At 72.0% G+C, this 18,219-nt stretch carries 18 protein-coding genes; 11 read left to right on the top strand and 7 right to left on the bottom strand.

The window, feature by feature from the left end:
* Positions 1 to 99 precede the first annotated feature (99 nt).
* Both EU555_RS32395 and EU555_RS32390 read right to left on the bottom strand, forming a co-directional pair.
* On the bottom strand, positions 100 to 1,077 hold the full coding sequence (locus tag EU555_RS32395) for a glutathione S-transferase family protein (RefSeq protein ID WP_135419453.1): 978 nt from the start codon (positions 1,075 to 1,077) through the stop codon (positions 100 to 102).
* A gap of 66 nt (positions 1,078 to 1,143) precedes the next feature.
* Positions 1,144 to 2,082: an alginate O-acetyltransferase AlgX-related protein gene (locus EU555_RS32390; RefSeq protein ID WP_135419452.1), complete on the bottom strand. Its 939-nt coding sequence runs from the start codon at positions 2,080 to 2,082 to the stop codon at positions 1,144 to 1,146.
* A 110-nt stretch (positions 2,083 to 2,192) separates the two neighbouring features.
* Here EU555_RS32390 and EU555_RS32385 point away from each other — a divergent pair, with 110 nt between their 5' ends.
* The 5 genes from EU555_RS32385 (at position 2,193) to EU555_RS32365 (ending at position 5,805) form a co-directional block, all read left to right on the top strand.
* Positions 2,193 to 2,705, top strand: coding sequence for a 2'-5' RNA ligase family protein (locus EU555_RS32385; RefSeq protein WP_135419451.1), 513 nt, complete (start codon positions 2,193 to 2,195; stop codon positions 2,703 to 2,705).
* Positions 2,705 to 3,451, top strand: coding sequence for a phosphatase PAP2 family protein (locus tag EU555_RS32380; RefSeq protein ID WP_135419450.1), 747 nt, complete (start codon positions 2,705 to 2,707; stop codon positions 3,449 to 3,451). The genes EU555_RS32385 and EU555_RS32380 overlap by 1 nt, the downstream gene beginning before the upstream one ends.
* Before the next feature lie 77 nt (positions 3,452 to 3,528).
* Positions 3,529 to 4,302 carry an enoyl-CoA hydratase gene (locus tag EU555_RS32375; RefSeq protein ID WP_135419475.1) on the top strand — a complete coding sequence of 258 codons (774 nt, stop codon included), beginning with the start codon at positions 3,529 to 3,531 and terminating at the stop codon, positions 4,300 to 4,302.
* Positions 4,302 to 5,258, top strand: coding sequence for a threo-3-hydroxy-L-aspartate ammonia-lyase (locus EU555_RS32370; protein WP_135419449.1), 957 nt, complete (start codon positions 4,302 to 4,304; stop codon positions 5,256 to 5,258). Before EU555_RS32375 ends, EU555_RS32370 begins: the two co-directional genes overlap by 1 nt.
* Positions 5,259 to 5,268: 10 nt before the next feature.
* The gene (locus tag EU555_RS32365; RefSeq protein WP_135419448.1) at positions 5,269 to 5,805 is read left to right on the top strand and encodes a prolyl-tRNA synthetase associated domain-containing protein; all 537 of its coding nucleotides are present in this window, start codon (positions 5,269 to 5,271) and stop codon (positions 5,803 to 5,805) included.
* 244 nt (positions 5,806 to 6,049) lie between these two features.
* Here EU555_RS32365 and EU555_RS32360 read toward each other — a convergent pair whose 3' ends face one another.
* Entirely contained in the window at positions 6,050 to 6,391 is a 342-nt protein-coding gene (locus tag EU555_RS32360; RefSeq protein ID WP_135419447.1) for a CsbD family protein, read from the bottom strand.
* A gap of 287 nt (positions 6,392 to 6,678) precedes the next feature.
* Between EU555_RS32360 and EU555_RS32355 the strand changes: the two genes are divergently transcribed.
* A complete protein-coding gene (locus EU555_RS32355) occupies positions 6,679 to 7,650 on the top strand; it encodes a DUF2865 domain-containing protein (protein WP_135419446.1) in 972 nt (323 codons plus the stop codon).
* A gap of 452 nt (positions 7,651 to 8,102) precedes the next feature.
* Entirely contained in the window at positions 8,103 to 9,017 is a 915-nt protein-coding gene (locus EU555_RS32350; protein WP_135419445.1) for an MBL fold metallo-hydrolase, read from the top strand.
* Between the two features lie 10 nt (positions 9,018 to 9,027).
* Here EU555_RS32350 and EU555_RS32345 read toward each other — a convergent pair whose 3' ends face one another.
* Positions 9,028 to 9,807: a DUF1499 domain-containing protein gene (locus EU555_RS32345; protein ID WP_135419444.1), complete on the bottom strand. Its 780-nt coding sequence runs from the start codon at positions 9,805 to 9,807 to the stop codon at positions 9,028 to 9,030.
* 138 nt (positions 9,808 to 9,945) lie between these two features.
* Entirely contained in the window at positions 9,946 to 11,574 is a 1,629-nt protein-coding gene (locus EU555_RS32340; RefSeq protein WP_135419443.1) for a long-chain-fatty-acid--CoA ligase, read from the bottom strand.
* A gap of 202 nt (positions 11,575 to 11,776) precedes the next feature.
* Between EU555_RS32340 and EU555_RS32335 the strand changes: the two genes are divergently transcribed.
* Both EU555_RS32335 and EU555_RS32330 read left to right on the top strand, forming a co-directional pair.
* A complete protein-coding gene (locus tag EU555_RS32335) occupies positions 11,777 to 12,256 on the top strand; it encodes a MarR family winged helix-turn-helix transcriptional regulator (protein ID WP_135419474.1) in 480 nt (159 codons plus the stop codon).
* A gap of 188 nt (positions 12,257 to 12,444) precedes the next feature.
* The gene (locus tag EU555_RS32330) at positions 12,445 to 13,521 is read left to right on the top strand and encodes an aldose epimerase family protein (RefSeq protein WP_245524606.1); all 1,077 of its coding nucleotides are present in this window, start codon (positions 12,445 to 12,447) and stop codon (positions 13,519 to 13,521) included.
* Between the two features lie 178 nt (positions 13,522 to 13,699).
* Here EU555_RS32330 and EU555_RS32325 read toward each other — a convergent pair whose 3' ends face one another.
* Both EU555_RS32325 and EU555_RS32320 read right to left on the bottom strand, forming a co-directional pair.
* Positions 13,700 to 14,410, bottom strand: coding sequence for a FadR/GntR family transcriptional regulator (locus EU555_RS32325; RefSeq protein WP_245524603.1), 711 nt, complete (start codon positions 14,408 to 14,410; stop codon positions 13,700 to 13,702).
* A gap of 129 nt (positions 14,411 to 14,539) precedes the next feature.
* Positions 14,540 to 15,076, bottom strand: a complete 537-nt coding sequence (locus EU555_RS32320) for a hypothetical protein (protein WP_135419440.1) — start codon at positions 15,074 to 15,076, stop codon at positions 14,540 to 14,542.
* Between the two features lie 252 nt (positions 15,077 to 15,328).
* On the opposite strand from EU555_RS32320, the gene EU555_RS32315 reads away from it, so the two are divergent.
* On the top strand, positions 15,329 to 16,711 hold the full coding sequence (locus EU555_RS32315) for an aminotransferase (protein WP_135419439.1): 1,383 nt from the start codon (positions 15,329 to 15,331) through the stop codon (positions 16,709 to 16,711).
* A gap of 594 nt (positions 16,712 to 17,305) precedes the next feature.
* On the top strand, positions 17,306 to 18,219 hold a 914-nt coding region (locus EU555_RS32310; RefSeq protein ID WP_135419438.1), incomplete at its 3' end, for a PAS domain-containing protein.

The following is an 18,219-nucleotide window of genomic DNA, read 5'->3' as shown; positions in this document are numbered from 1 at the left end:
CTGAAACCCTCATCATTCCGGGGCCGCGAAAGCGGAGCCCGGGATGACTCTGTGGAGTGGAAACCTCGCGGCAGGATGGCGGGGTTCATCCGTCGATGATCAGGGTCCGAACCGCTCCGCCCGCCCATGCGGCGCGTCGTAATCCAGCACCGGCCCGAGCGGCACGATGCCGGTCGGGTTGATGGTCGGGTGGCTCTCGTAATAGTGCCGCTTGATGTGGGTGAGGTTCACCGTCGGGGCGATGCCGGGGGTCTGGTAGAGGTCGCGCAGGTAGGGCGCGAGGTTCGGGTAGTCGGCGATCCGGCGCAGGTTGCACTTGAAGTGCCCGACATAGACCGGGTCGAACCGCACCAGCGTCGTGAACAGCCGGATGTCGGCCTCGGTGAGCCGACCGCCCACCAGGTAGCGGGAGCGGTCGAGGCGGGCATCGAGGGCGTCGAGTTCCTCGAAGAGCGCCGTCACCGCCTCCGCGTAGGCGTCCTGGCTGGTCGCGAAGCCGGCCTTGTAGACGCCGTTGTTCACCCGGTCGTAGACCCGGGCGTTCAGGTCGTCGATCTCCGCGCGCAGGTCCTCCGGGTAGAGATCGGGGCCGGTGCCGCCGAAGGCGGCGTTCAGCATCCGGATGATCTCGGCCGATTCGTTCGACACGATGGTCTGTCGAACCGTGTCCCACAGCACCGGGACGGTGACCCGGCCGGTATAATGCGGGTCGGCCTTGAGGTAGACCTCGGAGAGCCGGGTGGCGCCGTTGACCTTGTCCGGCCCGGCGCCCGGGCTGTCGCCGAACACCCAGCCCTTAGCGCCCATGTGCGGGTCGACCACCGAGACCGAGATCGCGTCCGCGAGCCCCTTGAGAGCCCGCACGATCAGGGTGCGGTGCGCCCACGGGCAGGCGAGCGAGACGTAGAGGTGGTAGCGCCCGGCCTCCGCCGGAAAGCCGCCCTCCCCGCTCGGGCCCGCCGCGCCGTCCGGCGTGATCCAGTTGCGAAAGGCCGCGTCCTTGCGCACGAAGCGCCCGCCGGTCTTGCTGGTGTCGTACCACGCGTCGTGCCAGACGCCGTCGACCAGAAGCCCCATCGCACCCTCCTCACCCGTCCGCTCGCCAAGGTGGGGCGACGGCGCGCCGCCGCAATGGCCGATGCGTCAGATCCCGCTATCGCGGCCCTTGGCAGGAAGGGGCCGCGCCCCCTCGGCCGCGACGTCGAACCGGTCATGCGGCACGCGGGCGAGGAAGCGCTCCGCCACCTCGACCAGCAGCAGGTGCGGGCGCACCCGCTCGACGTAAGCCCAGTCGAGATTCGCCGACCAGACGAAGTGCAGCTCGCGGAAGCTCTCGGCGAGGAGCCCGGTGAGGAAGATCGGGTGGAAGTGCGAGCAGGAATCGCCGAACAGCATCAGGGTCCGGGGATCGGCCGTCGGGCTCGCGTTGTGAAAGACCACGTGGGCGCCGACATGGAGGTCGGCGGCGGTGCCCCGCGCCTCGTGGGCCTCGACCAGCGGGTTGGCGTAGACCCGCACGGCGTCGCGCTGGACCTCGTAGACCCGCATCGTCTCGGTCGGGGCCGGATCGAGCTTGACGCCGAGGTCGAGCACGCCGGCGTGGTCGTGGAAGGGCCTGAGCCCGAGATCGGCCGGCACCGCGGCGCCGAGCGCCCGCATGATCTCCCCGTAGGCCAACCGGCAGCCCTCCTGGCTCCAGTGGGTGTCGGTGCGCAGGTAGAGCGGCGGCTCGGCGTCGCGCGCCGCCCGCAACGGGCCGACGAGGTCGATCCAGGCCCGCGCCGCCCGCGAGCGGGCGAGTTGCGCGCCGAGGCGGCGGGCCGGCGAGAGGGCGGGATCGACGGCGAGCCCGTCGAGGCGGTCGTCGTAGATGCTGAGCTTCTCCGGCACCACGACGTGGAAGGCGCGGGCGCCCAAGGCGGCGGCCCGCGCGGTGCGGGCCTCGATCAGCCGGCGCCAGCGCCACAGCCGCCAGGCCACGGGCAGGCTCGCCCGGTAGAGCTGCCGCACCCGGTTGGTGCCGCCCGTCAGGAAGAGCCAGCCGTCCCGGCCGATATGGACCATGTCGGTGCCGTCGCGCATGGGCGCCGTGTAGCGGGCCGGGACCGGCCTGAACAGCGGCAGGGATCATCGGGACGGATCATCGCGACGGCCCTGGCCATTCCGGCCGCCCGCGCCATTTGGCCGGGAGGATGTCGCAGAACCCCCTGATCCTCACCCTGGAGCTCGACGAGGCCGCCTTCGCGGAGTTCGACGGCCAGCGCCGCCGCCACTTCCCCGAACGCCTCAACCGGATCCCGGCCCACGTGACGCTCTTCCACCACCTGCCGGGCGAGGAGGAACGCGGGATCGCCGAGACCCTGGCGGCGGAGGTGCGGACGGAGAGCGTGATGCCGGTGGCGGTCACGGGCTTGCGCTTCATCGGCCGCGGCGTCGCCTACGCGCTCGACTCCGCCCGCCTGTCGGCCCTGCGCGGGCGGCTCGCCGCCGCGTTCGGGCCCTGGCTGACGCCGCAGGACCGGCAGGGCTTCCGGCCCCACGTCACCGTGCAGAACAAGGTTGCGCCCGAGGAGGCGCGGGCGCTCCACCGCGACCTCGAGGCCGCCTTCGTGCCGCGGGAGATCCGCGGCACCGGCCTCCTGATCTGGCGCTACCTCGGCGGGCCATGGGAGGCGCGGGGGCGCTTCCCGTTCGGGGGCGCCTGATGCGCACGGTGCCGATCCCCTTCGGGCGCCACGCCACGGCGGTGTGGCGGCGCCTGCGCCTCAACGAGATCGGGCCGCTGGCCTCGCTCCTCGCCGTCAGCCTGTTCGGCTTCGGGTTCTTCAAGCTCGCCGACGAGATCCGGGAGGGCGGGTCGTTCGGCTTCGACGACCGGCTGCTGCTGGCGCTGCGGGTGCCCGGCGACCTCGCCCAGCCGATCGGCCCGTCCTGGCTGCCGGAGACGATGCGCGACATCACCGCCTTCGGCAGCGTGTTCGGCATCGTCTACGTCACCGCCTGCGTGGTGCTCTACCTCGCGGTCACGGCGCGCCGGCGCGCCGCCCTGTTCGTCGTGGTGGCGGTCGGCGGCGGCGAATTGCTGTCGACCGGCCTGAAGCTCTTCTTCCGCCGGCCGCGGCCGGACCTCGTGCCCCACGGCATGGAGACCTTCACGGCGAGCTTTCCGAGCGGCCACGCCATGCTGTCGGCGATCGCCTACCTGACGCTAGCGATCCTGCTCGCCCGGGTCGAGCGCTCGCGCAAGGTCAAGGCCTTCGTGATGGGGCTCGGCGTCGTCACGACGCTGCTGGTCGGGGCGAGCCGGGTCTATCTCGGCGTCCACTGGCCGAGCGACGTGCTGGCCGGCTGGTGCGTCGGCGCCGCCTGGGCGTCGCTATGCTGGTTCGTCGCCCTCCAGCTCCAGCGCCAGGACGTGGTCGAGGCGCCGGATCCCCCGCCGCCGGCCTGAAGGCGCTCGTCGCGCGGGCGCTTGCGCGCGGCCCCGCCCTCCCCTAGCCAAGGGCTGAGATGAGCGGGAGGAACGCCGTGGAGTACGAGAACATCCGGGTCGAGACGCGCGGGCGGGTGGCGCTCATCACCCTGCACCGGCCGGCGGCGCTCAACGCCCTGTGCAACGCGCTCATCGCCGAGCTGAACCACGCCCTCGACGGCTACGAGCGCGACGACGGCATCGGCTGCATCGTCATCACCGGCTCCGAGAAGGCTTTCGCCGCCGGCGCCGACATCCGCGAGATGCAGGACCGCACCCATCCGGAATTCTTCATGGCCGACCCGTTCGGCGAGTGGGACAAGGTCGGCCGGCGGCGCAAGCCGATCATCGCGGCAGTGGCGGGCTACGCCCTCGGCGGCGGCTGCGAGCTGGCGCTGATGTGCGACTTCATCGTGGCCGCCGACACCGCGAAGTTCGGCCAGCCCGAGATCAAGCTCGGCGTCATCCCCGGCGCCGGCGGCACCCAGCGCCTGACCCGGGCGGTCGGCAAGGCCAAGGCGATGGACCTCTGCCTCACCGGCCGGATGATGGACGCGGCCGAGGCCGAGCGCTCCGGCCTCGTCGCCCGGGTGGTGCCGGCGGCCGATCTCCTCGGCGAGGCATTGAGGGCCGCCGAGACCATCGCGTCGATGTCCCTGCCCTCCGTGATGGTCGCCAAGGAGAGCGTCGACCGCGCCTTCGAGACGACGCTGACCGAGGGCATCCGCTACGAGCGCCGGGTGTTCTACGGCCTGTTCGCCACCCACGACCAGAAGGAAGGCATGAAAGCCTTCGTCGAGAAGCGCAAACCCAACTTCGAGAACCGCTGATGAGCGTCACGTTCGCCGATGTCGAGGCCGCCGCGGAGCGCATCCGCGGCATCGCCCACCGGACCCCGGTGCTCACCTCCCGCACCGCCGACGCGCGGACGGGCGCCACGCTGTTCTTCAAGGCCGAGCCGCTGCAGCGCGCCGGCGCCTTCAAGTTCCGGGGTGCCTGCAACGCCATCGCGGCGCTCTCGCCCGAGCAGCGCCGGCGCGGGGTGCTGGCCTTCTCGTCCGGCAACCACGCCCAGGCCATCGCCTATGCGGGAGCCCTTCAGACTGTGCCGACCGTGATCGTGATGCCGCACGACGCGCCGGCCATCAAGGTCGCGGCCACCCGCGGCTACGGCGCCGAGATCGTGGTGTACGACCGCTACAAGGAGGACCGCGAGGCGGTGAGCCACCGGCTCGCCGAGGAGCGCGGCCTGTCGATGATCCCGCCTTACGACCACCCGGACGTGATCGCCGGCCAGGGCACGGCCGTGAAGGAGCTGATCGAGGAGGTCGGCCCCCTCGACGTGCTGCTCGTCTGCCTCGGCGGCGGCGGGCTTCTCGCCGGCTCGTGCCTGGCGGCGCGCGCCCTCTCGCCGGGAGTGGAGATCTGGGGCGTCGAGCCCGAGGCCGGCAATGACGGCCAGCAATCGCTGGCCAAGGGCGAGGTCGTGCGCATCCCGGTGCCGGTCTCGATCGCCGACGGGGCGCTTACCACGCATCTCGGCCGGCACACCTTCCCGATCATCCAGCGGGACGCGGCCGGCATCGTGACCGCCACGGACGCCCAGCTCGTCTCCGCCATGCGGTTCTTCGTCGAGCGGATGAAGCTCGTGGTCGAGCCGACCGGCTGCCTCGCGGCGGCGGCGGCCTTCGAGGGGGCGGTAGAGGTCAAGGGCAAGCGCGTCGGCGTGATCCTGTCGGGCGGCAACGTCGACCCGGCGGCGCTCGCCCGCCATCTCGCCGCATGAGCCAGCCCGCATGAGTCCTTCGACCCCGGAGGAGCTGTTCGCCTTCCTCGACCGGCTCGGCATCGCTCACGCCACCGTGAAGCACGTCCCCGTGCATACGGTGGCGGAATCCCGCGACCTCAAGGCGGCGATGCCGGGCGGCCACTCGAAGAACCTCTTCCTGAAGGACAAGCGCGGCCGCCTGTTCCTGGTCGTCGCCGAGGCCGAGGCGCGCATCGACCTCAAGCGCCTGCACGGACCCCTCGGCGCCACCGGCCGCTTCTCCTTCGGCTCGGCCGAGCTGCTCTACGAGCGGCTCGGGGTTCGACCCGGCTCGGTGACGCCCTTCGGGCTGATCAACGACCGCGAGGGCACGGTCAACGTGGTGCTCGATGCCGGGCTGATGGCGCACGACCCGGTCAACTTCCACCCGCTCCACAACGGCGCCACCACGGCGGTCGCCCCCGGCGACCTGATCCGCTTCCTCGAGGCGACGGGGCACCCGCCGCGGGTGATGGCGCTGCCGGAGCCGGCGGCGGAGGACGGAGAGGCGATGACGGCGGAGTGATGTGATGTCCGCCTGATCCGTTGTGAGATCGGGCGCCTCTCCTCCCCAGGCGATCTCGGGCTCGCCCGAGATCGCTCAAGCCTGTGGGGAGGAGTTGGAGGGGGTGTGTGCAGGAGGCACCGCACCGCCAGACGCGGCACCACTCCCAAATCGGATCGTCGATCCCCCAAACCCCTCACCACCCCTTGCTGCGATCCCGGGCAGACCCGCGATCGACTGCGGAGGGGAAAGCGCGCGTGTCCCGTCAGTGCCGGCCGTGGATCAGCCAGCCGAACAGGTAGCCGACCGCGCCCGCGACCAGCAGGGCGGCGAGGTGCTGGTCGCCGACCTGGCGGGCGACCGCCCGGTTCCCGCGCTCGTAATAATGGCGCCCGGCCTCGCGGGCCTGGTCGGCGTAATCGGGCGCGGCGTCGGCGAGGCCGCGCACCGCGTCCTTGGCCTGGCCATAGGCGTTGCGGGCCGCTCCCGTCGCCTGGTCCGCGAAGCCCTGGGCCTGGGTGCCGGCATCGCCCGTCCACTCGCCGATCCGCTGCTGCGCCTTGCCGCCGAGCTCCCTGCCCGCGCCGGTGATTCGATCGGAATCCATCGCGACTCTCCTCCTGGCGCGCGGTCCGCTGCCGCCGCCTTCAGCCTGACAACGCGCCGGAGGGCCGAATGGCCACCATTTGTCAGAGCCTGGAGGGCGAGTCGGAGCCTGGAGGGCGAGCGGACGTCTCGAAGGCCGGCACGGCGGAGCGTCGGACCGGCGAATCGCCCGCGCCCGGGATCCGAGTCATGAAGTTGTTATCTCAGCGATTCTCCGCAGTTGCTTCGGTCCGGGGCGTTCCGTTAATTGGCCTTAACCTTCGGTGAGGCATCCCCGTGACATTCCCCATGACCGCGAGGCCGCCCGGCGGCGCCCAGGCGCGAACCCTCGTCCGCATGCTGGCGCTCGGCATGCTGCTCGGCCTCGGAGGCGTCGGAGCCGGCACCACGTTGGTGCACGCCGCGGACGATGCCGGGGTGCTCAACTTCCTGCTCGGCGACGTGCCGCGCAGCCTCGGGCTGCCGGCGCGGGCGCCGCAGCCACAGCCGGCCCTGCGGGAGCGTCGGGCGCGCTGGACGAGCAGGCCGGACCAGGCCACGGTCGAGCGGGCGCGCTGGGTGACGCCTGCGCCGCGCCGGACCGCATCCCCGCCGGCCGGCCTGGAGTCCCGCCCGGCCCGGGAACCCGGGGGCTTCGCCGGCAGCTACGACCGCGCCGTCTGCGTGCGCACCTGCGACGGCTACGCGTTTCCCCTCGCCAATCTCGACGGGCAGGGCGCCCAGCCGGCGCTCGGGCAGGCCTGCGCCGCGGCCTGCCCGGGGGCCGAGACCGCCCTCTACACCGTGCGGGCGGGCGAGGAGCTCGACCGGGCGGTCGATCTCGACGGACGGCCCTACCGCAGCCTCGCCGCCGCCTTCACCTATCGCAAGCGGCAGGTGCGGAGCTGCTCGTGCCAGCCCGGCCAAGGCGGCTACGCCCGGCTGCTCCTGCGGGACGCGACCCTCCGGCCCGGCGACGCGGTGGCGGGCGCCTCCGGCGCGAAGGTCTTTGCCGGCCGCGACCGGGCCGGGGAGGCCCGCTTCGTCGATTTCCGCCACGCCGCGATGCTCTCGGCGAACGAGCGGCGTGCGCTCGACCGCACCCTCGACGTGAGTCGCCTGGAGCGCGTCCGGGCCGAGTTCCGCCGCTCTCTCGCCGCCGAGGGCCGGGGCGAGTTCGTGCGCCTGCGCTATGCCGCCCGGGCGACGGGTTTCTCCGAGGTCGTCAGCGACGCGAGCTTCGCGCCGGTCCGGGTCGTGTCGCCCTCGCCGTTCCGCTGACGGAGGGCGTGGCCGCTGCCGGTGCCTGTTGCGGGCCGGAGACAGGGGCGGCCTTCCACCCGCCCGGGCCGTCGTGACGCTTGCGCTTCGCGGTCCGGCATGACGAAAGTATCCCGTCCTCGCCGGTACGGACCCTCACTGATCCGCACCGTCAGGCAGATCAAGCCCGACCGGCTTCACGTCTGCCCGTCCCCATAGCCTTTCCGTCCCGCTCCTCCCGCCCTGCCGCTGCCTGCCATGTCGCCCGCGCTCGAGAACCGTCTGCTCCGTTACCGCGAAGTCGCGGCCGTGTTCCTGAGTTCCGGCGTGTTCTTCGCCGGTCTCCTGTGCTGGGCCTGGCTCGCTGGCTGACGCTGTCGCGGATCGCGTCGCTCGGGCGACGGCCCTCGACAGGGTGGATCGCGGCCGCTAACCCGGACGGGTCGCGAGGGGCGCGTCGGGAGGCCGGTCGGTTGAGCGAGTCTGAGGAGCCCGTCTTCCTGCGCGAAGCCCCGGAGAGCGGTCGGGTCGAGGCGGTGTCGCCGCTGATCCGCCGTCTGGTCTGCCCGAATGCCGGGCCCTTCACCCAGAGCGGCACCTGCACCTACATCGTCGGGCGCGGCCGCGTGGCGGTGATCGATCCCGGCCCGGACCACCCGGCGCACCGGGCGGCCCTGCTCGCGGCGCTCGATGGCGAGAGCGTCGAGGCGATCCTCGTCACCCACACCCACCGCGACCACTCGCCGGGCGCCCGCCCGCTGAAAGCAGCGACCGGGGCGCCGATCCTCGGCTGCGGCCTGCACCGGCCGGCCCGCGCCGTCCGCGGCGCCGAGCAGGGGCGCCTCGACGCGGCGGGCGACGGCGACCACCGGCCGGACCGGGAGCTGGCAGAGGGCGAGAGCGTCGCGGGCCCGGGCTGGACCCTGACGGCGCTCGCCACGCCGGGCCACACCATGAACCACCTCGCCTTCGCGCTGCCCGAGGAGGCGACCCTGTTCTCGGGCGACCACGTCATGGCGTGGTCGACCAGCATCGTGGCGCCGCCGGACGGCGCGATGGGGGCCTACATGGCCTCCCTCGACAGGCTGCGCGACCGGCCCGAGACCGTGTACTGGCCGGGCCATGGCGGGCCGGTGCGGGAGCCGCAGCGCTTCGTGCGCGGGCTCCTCACCCATCGCCGCGCCCGCGAGACCGGGATCCTCGAGCGGCTGGCCGGAGGCGAGCGCACGATCCCGGGCATCGTCGCCGCGCTCTATGCCGGGATCGACCCGCGGCTCCACCCCGCCGCCGCCCTCTCGGTCTTCGCCCACCTGGAGGATCTGGTCGCGCGCGGCCGCGTCGCGACCGACGGGCCGCCGGCGCTCGATTCCGAGTACCGGCCGGCCTGAGGCCGGCTTCCTACTTCACCGCCAACGCCAAGTTCCCGATCTCGTCCAGGTAGGCGCGGATGTGGTCGGCGTTCTGGCCGAAATCACGGTCGCCGAAGCGGGTGGCGGAGCGCACGTCGATGCGGGTGCCGTCGGCCCGCGGGTGCAGCCGCACGGTGACGTCGTAGGGCAGCCCGAGCAGGCGCGAGCGCACCACCGCCTCGATGCGCCCGTTCCCGATCCGGCCGCCGGGCTTGTAGGATTCGACCACCTGCCACTTGCGGTTCTGCGCCGCCTTCATGGCGAGGGCGAAGGCCTCGTCGGGCCCGAGATCGAGGGTCAGGGGCGCGATCTGCGGGTAGGCCTCGCGCTGGAGCGCCCGGGCGGCGGGGCTGGAATCGCGCGGCAGGCGCCGGCCCCGGGCCTCCCAGGCGGCGCGGGAGCGCGAGAAGGCGGGCGGGTTCTCGACATCGGTCGAAACATCGGTGAGCGCCGGCAGCATCGCGCCGCGGGCCGCCATGAAGGCCGGGTAGGCCAGGACCAGGGCGGCGAGCACGAGCCCGCCGACCGCGATGCCGAGCCCCCGCGCGCCCTCGCGCCAGATCCGCACGAAGGCCGCGAGGGCGAGCAGCACCGCCAGCATCGCGAGGCCGACCCCGGAGCCGAGCGCCGCGAGCGCCGCATCGGTCTCGGCCCGGGGATCGCGCACCAGGAGCAGCGCGAGCCCGACCACCGCGAGGGACAGCCAGGCGAGGCGCAACGCCCACGGCGCCGCCCGGGTGACGGGCTCCACGACGATCAGGCGGCGCATGGGGCGGAAGCGTGAGAGCGGGGCGGGCGGCGCATGAATCCGGTGGGACACGGCCGCGCCGGGATGGGCGGCCCTGCCCCGGTGTACCGCCCCGCGGCGGCGGGCGCTACGGGGCGGGCGGTGACGGGACCTGCGCGCTCAGGCCGCCCCGGGCAGGCGGTAGTCGCGGAACTGGTCGCGCAGGGCGGTCTTCTGGATCTTGCCGGTGGCGGTGTGGGGGATGGCCTGCACCACCACGACGTCGTCGGGCATCCACCACTTGGCGATGCGCGGCGCCATGAAGGCCAGGATGTCGGCCTTGTCGGGAGTCCGACCCTCCTTCGGCACCACGATGAGCAGCGGGCGCTCGTCCCATTTCGGGTGCTGCACGCCGATCACCGCGGCCTCCGCCACATCCGGGTGGCCGACCGCGAGGTTCTCGAGGTCGATCGAGGAGATCCACTCGCCGCCGGACTTGATCACGTCCTTCGAGCGGTCGGTGATTGCCATGTAGCCGTTGGGATCGATGGTGGCGACGTCGCCGGTGTCGAAGAAGCCGCGATCGTCGAGGATCGGCTCGTCGCTGCGGTAATACGCCTTGGCGACCGCCATCCCGGCGACCTTGAGGCGCCCGAAGGTCTTGCCGTCCCAGGGCAGGTCGCGGCCCTCGTCGTCGGTGAGGCGGAACTCGACGCCGAAGGGGGCGTAGCCCTGCTTCATCTTGAGGTCGAGGCGCTCCTCGCCCTCGAGATGGGCGACCTCGGGCTTGAGCGAGCAGTAGGAGCCGATCGGGCTCATCTCGGTCATGCCCCAGGCGTGGTCGACGGTGACGCCGAAATCGCGCTCGAAGCGCTCGGTCATCGCCCGCGGGCAGGCCGAGCCGCCGATCACCACCCGCTTCAGGTGGCTCAGGCGCTTGCCGGTATTGTCGAGGTATTGCAGCAGGCCGAGCCAGACGGTGGGCACCGCCGCCGTCACGGTGACGCCGGTCTCCTCCAGCAGCGCGTGCACCGAGGCGCCGTCGAGCTTCGGCCCCGGCATCACCAGCCCGGCGCCGGACATCGGCGCGGCGAAGCTGAAGCCCCAGGCATTGGCGTGGAACAGGGGCACCACCGGCATCGCCATGTCGGTGGGCGCGAGCGCGATGAAGGCCGGGTTGTTGACCAGCAGGCCGAGCAGCACGTTCGAGCGGTGCGAGTAGAGCACGCCCTTCGGCAGGCCGGTGGTGCCGGAGGTGTAGCACAGGCCCGCGGCGGTGTTCTCCTCGAACTGCGCCCAGGCGAAGTCGTCGTCGGCCTCGGCCAGCCAGTCCTCGTAGGCGACGGCGTTGCGCAGGGACGTCTGCGGCATGTGGGCGCCGTCGGTGAGGACGACGTAGCGCTCGATCGTCGTCAGCTTGTCGGCCAGGCGCTCGATCAGCGGCACGAAGGTCAGGTCGAGGAGGAGGATCCGGTCCTCGGCGTGGTTGATGATGTAGGCGATCTGGTCCTCGAACAGCCGCGGGTTGACCGTGTGATAGATCGCCCCCACGCCGGTGATGCCGTACCAGGCCTCGAGGTGGCGCCAGGTGTTCCAGGCGAGCGTCGCGACCCGGTCGCCGAGGCGGATGCCGTCGGCGGTGAGGCGCTTCGACAGGCGCAGGGACCGCTGCCGGATCTCGGCGTAGGTGGTCCGGTGCATCGGCCCCTCGACCGAGCGCGAGATGACCGGGCGGGCGCCGTGCTGCACGGCGGCGTAGTCGATGACGCGATGGATCAGCAGGGGCCAGTCCTGCATCAGGCCGAGCATGGCGTGTCTTCCTTCCCTCGTCGGGCGCGCTCGCTCGGGCGCGCCGCCGTCGCCGGGGCTTGGTGCCCGCGGTCCTCGCGTCAGCTTATGGCACTGGTGCCGGGGCGGCTAGAGCGGCACCGTGCATCCTCCGGGGGATGGCGGCGGGCGGGCGGGCGCCGCGCATGGCGCCGAGATGGTTCTGATGTAAACTATCGGCATGATGGCTTCCTCGCGCCCCCACATCCCGACCCGGGCCGACGCCCCGGCCGGGGCCGACCCGCTGCGGGTCTGGTTCCGCTTCATCCGCCTGCACCGGCGCGTCTCGGCCGCGGTGGCGGCGGAGCTGAAGGCGCTCGGGCTGTCGATCCCGCAATTCGACGTGCTCTCGACCCTCTCCGAGCGCGAGGGGCTGACCCAGCAGGACCTCGCCGAACGGCTCTACGTCACCAAGGGCAACGTGTCGGGGCTGATCGACCGGCTGGTCGAGGCCGGCCTCGTCGAGCGCCGCCCGATTCCCGGCGACCGGCGCTCCCACGCCCTGCACCTGACCGAGGCGGGGCTGGCCCTCGCCCGTGCCGGCATCGCGGCGCAGACCGCCTACGTCGCCCGCACCCTCGGCCGGCTGGCGCCCGGCGACGTGGCCGAGCTCGAGCGGGTGGTCCTGGCCTGGCGCGACGCCGCCCGGGCCGACCGCGGCTGACCCCGCCGGGGCATTGCCAGCGCGCCACCGATTTGTATGAGTAATTCGGCCGGCGCGGCGGCGCGCCGGATCGGCCGCACGCGAGAGGCGGCGCGACGGAGGGAACGCGGATGCGTGCATGGATCACGGCGCTCACCTGTGCCTGCGCCCTGCCGGCCAGCCTCGTGCAAGGGAGCCTCTTGCCGGCGATGGCCGGGGAGGCCCGGAAGGCGCCGTTCGGCAACCTGCCCGACGGGCGCGCGGTCGAGGAGGTGACGCTCAGCAATGGCGGCCTCACCGCCCGGATCCTCACCTGGGGGGCGCTGCTGCGCACCCTTGAGGTGCCGGACCGGTCGGGCAAGCCGGCGGACGTGGTGCTCGGCTATCCCGACCTCGCCGGCTACCTCAAGGCACCGAACTATTTCGGGGTCAGCGTCGGGCGCTACGCCAACCGCATCCGCGCCGGCCGTTTCCGCCTCGACGGCAAGGACTACACGCTCGCCCGCAACGACGGCCCGAACGCGCTGCACGGCGGCCGCGAGGGCTTCGACAAGCGGCTGTGGACCCTCGCCGAGGTCAAGGACGGCGCCACCCCCTCCGTCACCTTGACCTATATCAGCCCGGACGGCGAGGAGGGCTATCCCGGCACCCTGACGGCGAGCGTGACCTACGCGCTCGACGCCGCCGGCACGCTCTCGGTCGAGTACCGGGCGACCACGGACAAGCCGACCATCGTCAACCTGACGAATCACAGCTTCTTCAACCTCGCGGGCGAGGGCTCCGGCCGCACGATCCTCGACCACGTCCTGACGATCCCGGCCGAGCGCTACACCCCGGTCGACGCGACACTGATCCCGACCGGCGCGATCGCCCCGGTCGCCGGCACGCCGTTCGACTTCCGCACGGCCATCCCGATCGGCGCGCGCATCCGCGACGGGCGCGACGAGCAGATCCTGCGCGGACGCGGCTACGACCACAATTTCGTGGTGACGAACGCCCCGACCACCGACGCTCACCTCGTGGCCCGGGTCGAGGATCCGGCCTCGGGCCGGGTGATGGAGGTCGCGAGCAACCAGCCCGGGGTGCAGTTCTACGCCGGCAACTTCCTCGACGCGACGGCGGTGGGAAAGTCGGGCCTGTCCTACCGCCAGTCGGACGCCCTGGCGCTGGAGCCGCAGGTGTTTCCGGACACGCCGAACCAGCCCGCCTTCGGCACCGCGCGGCTCGATCCGGGGGCGACGTACCGGAACCTGATCACGTACCGGTTCTCGGCGGGGGCGAAGTAGCTCTCGAGCAACCCGGCTTTCATGCTCCCACCCACAACCTCATCCTGAGGTGCGACCGAAGGAAGCCTCGAAGGAGGGCTCCAGAGGTCTCAGGGCTTACTGGAGGCCTCCTTCGAGGCCCGCTTTGCGGGCACCTCAGGATGAGGTCGCGAGGAGGAGAGCCGGAGACACCGCTGTTTCACTCCGCCATCGACGATTCCGTGTCCGCCAGCGCCAGCCGGATCAGCTCCGCCATCCGGGCCCGCGCCAGCGCCCCCTCCCCCGCCTCGATCGCCTCGTAGAGCGCCCGGTGCTCCGGCAGGGGGTCGCGCGGCAGGGCGCGGCGGCGCTGCTTGTAGATCGTCGTCCAGGTGACGGAAGCGGCGATCGAGCTCGACAGGGCGACCAGCGGGGCGTTGCCGGTCGCCTCCAGGATCGCGTGGTGGAAGGCCTGGTCGGCGGCGCGGCCGGCCGGGACCGCGAGGCCGTGGCGGGCCATGCCGTCGAGCGCGGCGGCCATCCGGGCGAGGTCGCGGGCGGAGCGCCGCAGGGCCGCCAGCTCGGCCGCCGCCGGCTCGACGATCCGGCGCAGCTCGAACAGGTCGCGGATGAAGGCCTCGCCCGGGTCGGTCTCGAAGGCCCAGGCCAGGATGTCGGGATCGAGCAGGTTCCAGCGGCCGCGCTCGCTCACCCGGGTGCCGGCCTTGGGCCGGCTCTCCACCAGGCCCTTGGCGCTCAGGATCCGGATCGCCTCCCGGTAGGCGGTGCGCGAGACCGCATGGGTCGCGGAGGCCGCGATCTCCCCGGGCAGCACCGTGCCGGGCGGGGTGCGCCCGGCCAGGATGGCGATCCCGATGTCGCGGGCGACCGAGCCGTGGAGGCGGTGCGCGGCCGAGGCGAGCGGGAGCACGACGGCGTCGCGCCGGGACGCTGGTCCCTCCCTCGTGTCCTGCGCCGTCATCCCGTGGCCCGCCCGCTCCCCATCAGGGCCCCCCGATGCCCGCCGAGGGCGCGCACGACGATAGATCCGCGCCGCCCGTCACACCACGGTGCGCTTCTCGACCTCGATGACGACGCCGTTCGGGGTCATCCGCTCGCGGGAGAAGAGCCGGTCGCCGGGGCCGAAGATGCCGAGGGCCTCGTCCCGGTCCGGCAGCACCACGGTGGCGCTGCGGTTGACGAAGACCAGGACGTGCCGGTTCTGCGCCAGGGAGGCGACCGCCCAGCGCTTGAGCTGGCCGTAATAGGGCTCCCGGCGCCACATGCCGGGCTGGCTCGGATCGACCTGGACGTGCAGGAAGCGGGTCGTCGGGTCGAGGCTGAGCACCATCTTGGCCTTGTCGGGCTTCCATTCCGGGCCGAGCCAGCCTTCCGTCATCCACAGGCAGTGGAAGGCGCGGCAATGGCCGGGCCTGGTCTCGTGGATGCCGCAGCCCCGGCCGGGCCTGGCGTGGCGGCACCATTCCCCGGCCACGCTCTCGACCGCCGGCACGTCGTAGACCTTGCAGCAGAGGGTGCAGGCGCCACAGGCGCGGCCGGGCGCAGGCGTCGAGACGAAGTGAGCGGGGTCGAGCATGCGCGTCGGTCTGACCAGGATTGTGCGGCGATGCCGCGAGAGCGGCCCGGGTTGTGCGTCGGCATCGCGCCGCTAGTGTGACGGCGCAAGCGAATTCTGCTCCGCCGCCCGGGGCTCGTCCCGAGCGCCCTCTTCAAGGATATGGGGCTCGTTCCCGAGCCCCGTCTCCGAGGACATTGGGGCTCGTCCCGGGCCCCTTCTCCGAGGACGTCCCGGGCCCCGTGCCCGGGCGCCTCCGACAGGAAAGCAACGATGCTCTCGAACCTCGCCACCCGCGACGTCGAAACCCTGATCCACCCCTACACCAACCTGGCGGCCTTCCGGCAGACCGGGCCGCTGGTGCTCGAGCGCGGCCACGGCGTCTGGGTCTACGACACCGACGGCCGGCCCTATCTCGAGGGGATGGCGGGCCTGTGGTGCACGGCGCTCGGCTACTCGAACGAGGAGCTGGTCGAGGCCGCCCGCGAGCAGATGGCCCGGCTGCCCTTCACCCACCTGTTCTCCGGCCGCAGCCACGACCCGGCGATCGAGCTCGCCGAGACCCTGAAGGAGCTGGCGCCGATCCCGGTCTCGAAGGTGTTCTTCACCTCCTCGGGCTCGGAGGCCAACGACACCCAGGTCAAGCTGACCTGGTACCTCAACAACGCGCTCGGCCGGCCGCAGAAGAAGAAGATCATCGGCCGCAACAAGGGCTATCACGGCGTCACGGTGGCGTCGGCCTCGCTCACCGGCCTCATGGCCAACCACGCCGACTGGGACCTGCCGCTGCCGGGCTTCCTGCACGCCGCCTGCCCGCACCATTACCGGGGCGCCGAACCGGGCGAGAGCGAGGAGGCCTATTCGGCGCGCCTCGCGGACGAGCTGGAGGCGATGATCCTGCGCGAGGGCCCCGAGACGGTGGCGGCCTTCATCGCCGAGCCGGTGATGGGCGCGGGCGGCGCCATCGTGCCGCCGAAGGGCTATTTCGCCGCGATCGAGCCGGTGCTCGCCCGCTACGACGTGCGCCTGATCGCCGACGAGGTGATCTGCGGCTTCGGCCGGCTCGGGACCTGGTTCGGCTCGCAGACCGTGGGCATGACGCCCCACAGCCTGTCCTTCGCCAAGGCGCTCACCTCCGCCTACATGCCGCTCGGCGGCGTGACGGTCGACGAGACGCTCTACCAGGCGATGCAGGACCAGAGCCGCAAGATCGGCACCTTCGGGCACGGCACCACCTATTCGGGGCACCCGGTGGCGAGCGCGGTGGCCTTGAAGACCATCGAGATCTACCGGCGCGACCGCATCATCGAGGGGGCGGCCGAGAAGGCGCCGCACTTCCAGCGCCGGCTCTCCGCCCTCGAGGAGCACCCGCTCGTCGGCGAGGCGAAGGGGCTCGGCCTGATCGGCGGCCTCGAGATCGTCGCCGACAAGGCGACGAAGCGCCAGTACGACCCGAAGGCGGGCGTGGCGGCCCGCTGCGTCGCCTTCGCGCAGGAGGAGGGCCTGATCGTCCGCTTCCTCACCGGCGACCGCGTCGCGGTCTGCCCGCCCCTGGTGATCCGTCCGGACGAGATCGACACCCTGTTCGACCGCCTCGGCACGGCGCTCGACCGGACCCACGCCTGGATCCGCGAGCAGGGCCTGGCGGCGGTCTGACCCGGCATCGATGCGGGCTGCGCCCGGGTCACCGGCCGCACGCCCGCGGGGCGGCGCCACACGCCGCCCCGCGGGCGTGGCCGACATCCCGATCGTGAGGGCGATCGGACGGACGCCGCGGGAGCGCCGACGAGGCGGACAGGATGCCCCATACGGTCGGCCTCTCGGCTGCGAGACCGGATCCGGACGATGATGTCCGGATCCGGTTTCACCAGCCCGCGACGGCGGAGCTTCGCTCCGCACGCCTGAGCGACACCGAAATCCGCATCGCGAAGCGATCAATCGGATTTCGGATGACCGCTCCCTGTCGTCGCCTCCCGCCACGCGCCTCATGGTTAACGATTGATGTATTAACGGTTAGGTCTCCGGCGGCAGCGCCCCGCCGCCGCGACCCCGCCTCGGGCGGCAACACTCTGAGCGGCGAACGGTTTCCCGCAGCGGATCACGCGCTCCTGCGGCTGCCGTACGCTGATGACTTATTCTTGAATTACTGTTAGATCCTGAAGACTGGGCCGCATAAAAGTCATTTTAGTTCATCATTAAGATCTTGAATCCAAAAAATTGAGCAGTTTCCGCGCCGGGAGGACTGTCGAGATGTTTCGTAAGCGGCGAGAGAACGTCGCGGAAGCGACACTGGAGGCATTGAAGAAATCTCTCGCGATGATCGAGTTCAATCTCGACGGCACGGTGATTCAGGCCAACGCGAACTTTCTCGCGCTGCTGGACTACCGGCTCGACGAGATCGTCGGCAAGGATCACCGGATGTTCCTCGACAAGGAGACGGCCGCCTCGTCGGACTACGGGATGTTTTGGGACAAGCTGCGACAGGGACAGTTCTTCGCCGGCGAGTTCCTGCGCTTCGGCAACAACGGCAAGCGGGTCTGGCTCGAGGCGACCTACAACCCGGTCCTCGACTCGGCCGGCAAGCCCGTGAAAGTGGTGAAGCTCGCCGCCGACATCACCCGGAAGAAGAACGAGATCAGCCGTCTCCTGACGATGATCGAGGGCATGCCGGTCGCCGTGATGACCGCCGACCCCCGCAACGACTTCCGCATCGACTACATGAACGCCGCCTCGCGGCGCACGCTCGGGCCGCTCGAGCAGTACCTGCCGATCAAGGCCGAGCAGCTCGTCGGCGCGTCGATCGACGTCTTCCACAAGAACCCGTCGCACCAGCGCCGGATGCTCGCCGATGCGAGCCGGCTGCCGCATCGGACCAAGATCAAGCTCGGGCCGGAAACGCTCGACCTGCAGGTCTCGGCGATCATGGGGCCGGACGGCGATTATCAGGGCCCGATGCTGACCTGGTCCGTGGTCACCGGGCAGGTGAACATGGCCGCCGAGGTGACGCAGGTGGTCGGTGCCATGGGGGCGGCGGTCGAGGAGATGCAGCGCTCCGCCGCCGGGCTCGGCCACTCGGCCGATGAGGCGCGCCAGCGCGCCGCGACGGTGGCGGCGGGCTCGGAGGAGATGACGGCCTCGATCCAGGAGATCGCCGGCCAGGTCGG

Origin of the sequence: Methylobacterium nonmethylotrophicum (genome assembly GCF_004745635.1) — a bacterium.
Classification (GTDB): domain Bacteria; phylum Pseudomonadota; class Alphaproteobacteria; order Rhizobiales; family Beijerinckiaceae; genus Methylobacterium; species Methylobacterium nonmethylotrophicum.
The sequence above is the reverse complement of the archived record's forward strand: the minus strand, read 5'-3'. Positions and strand labels throughout refer to the sequence as shown.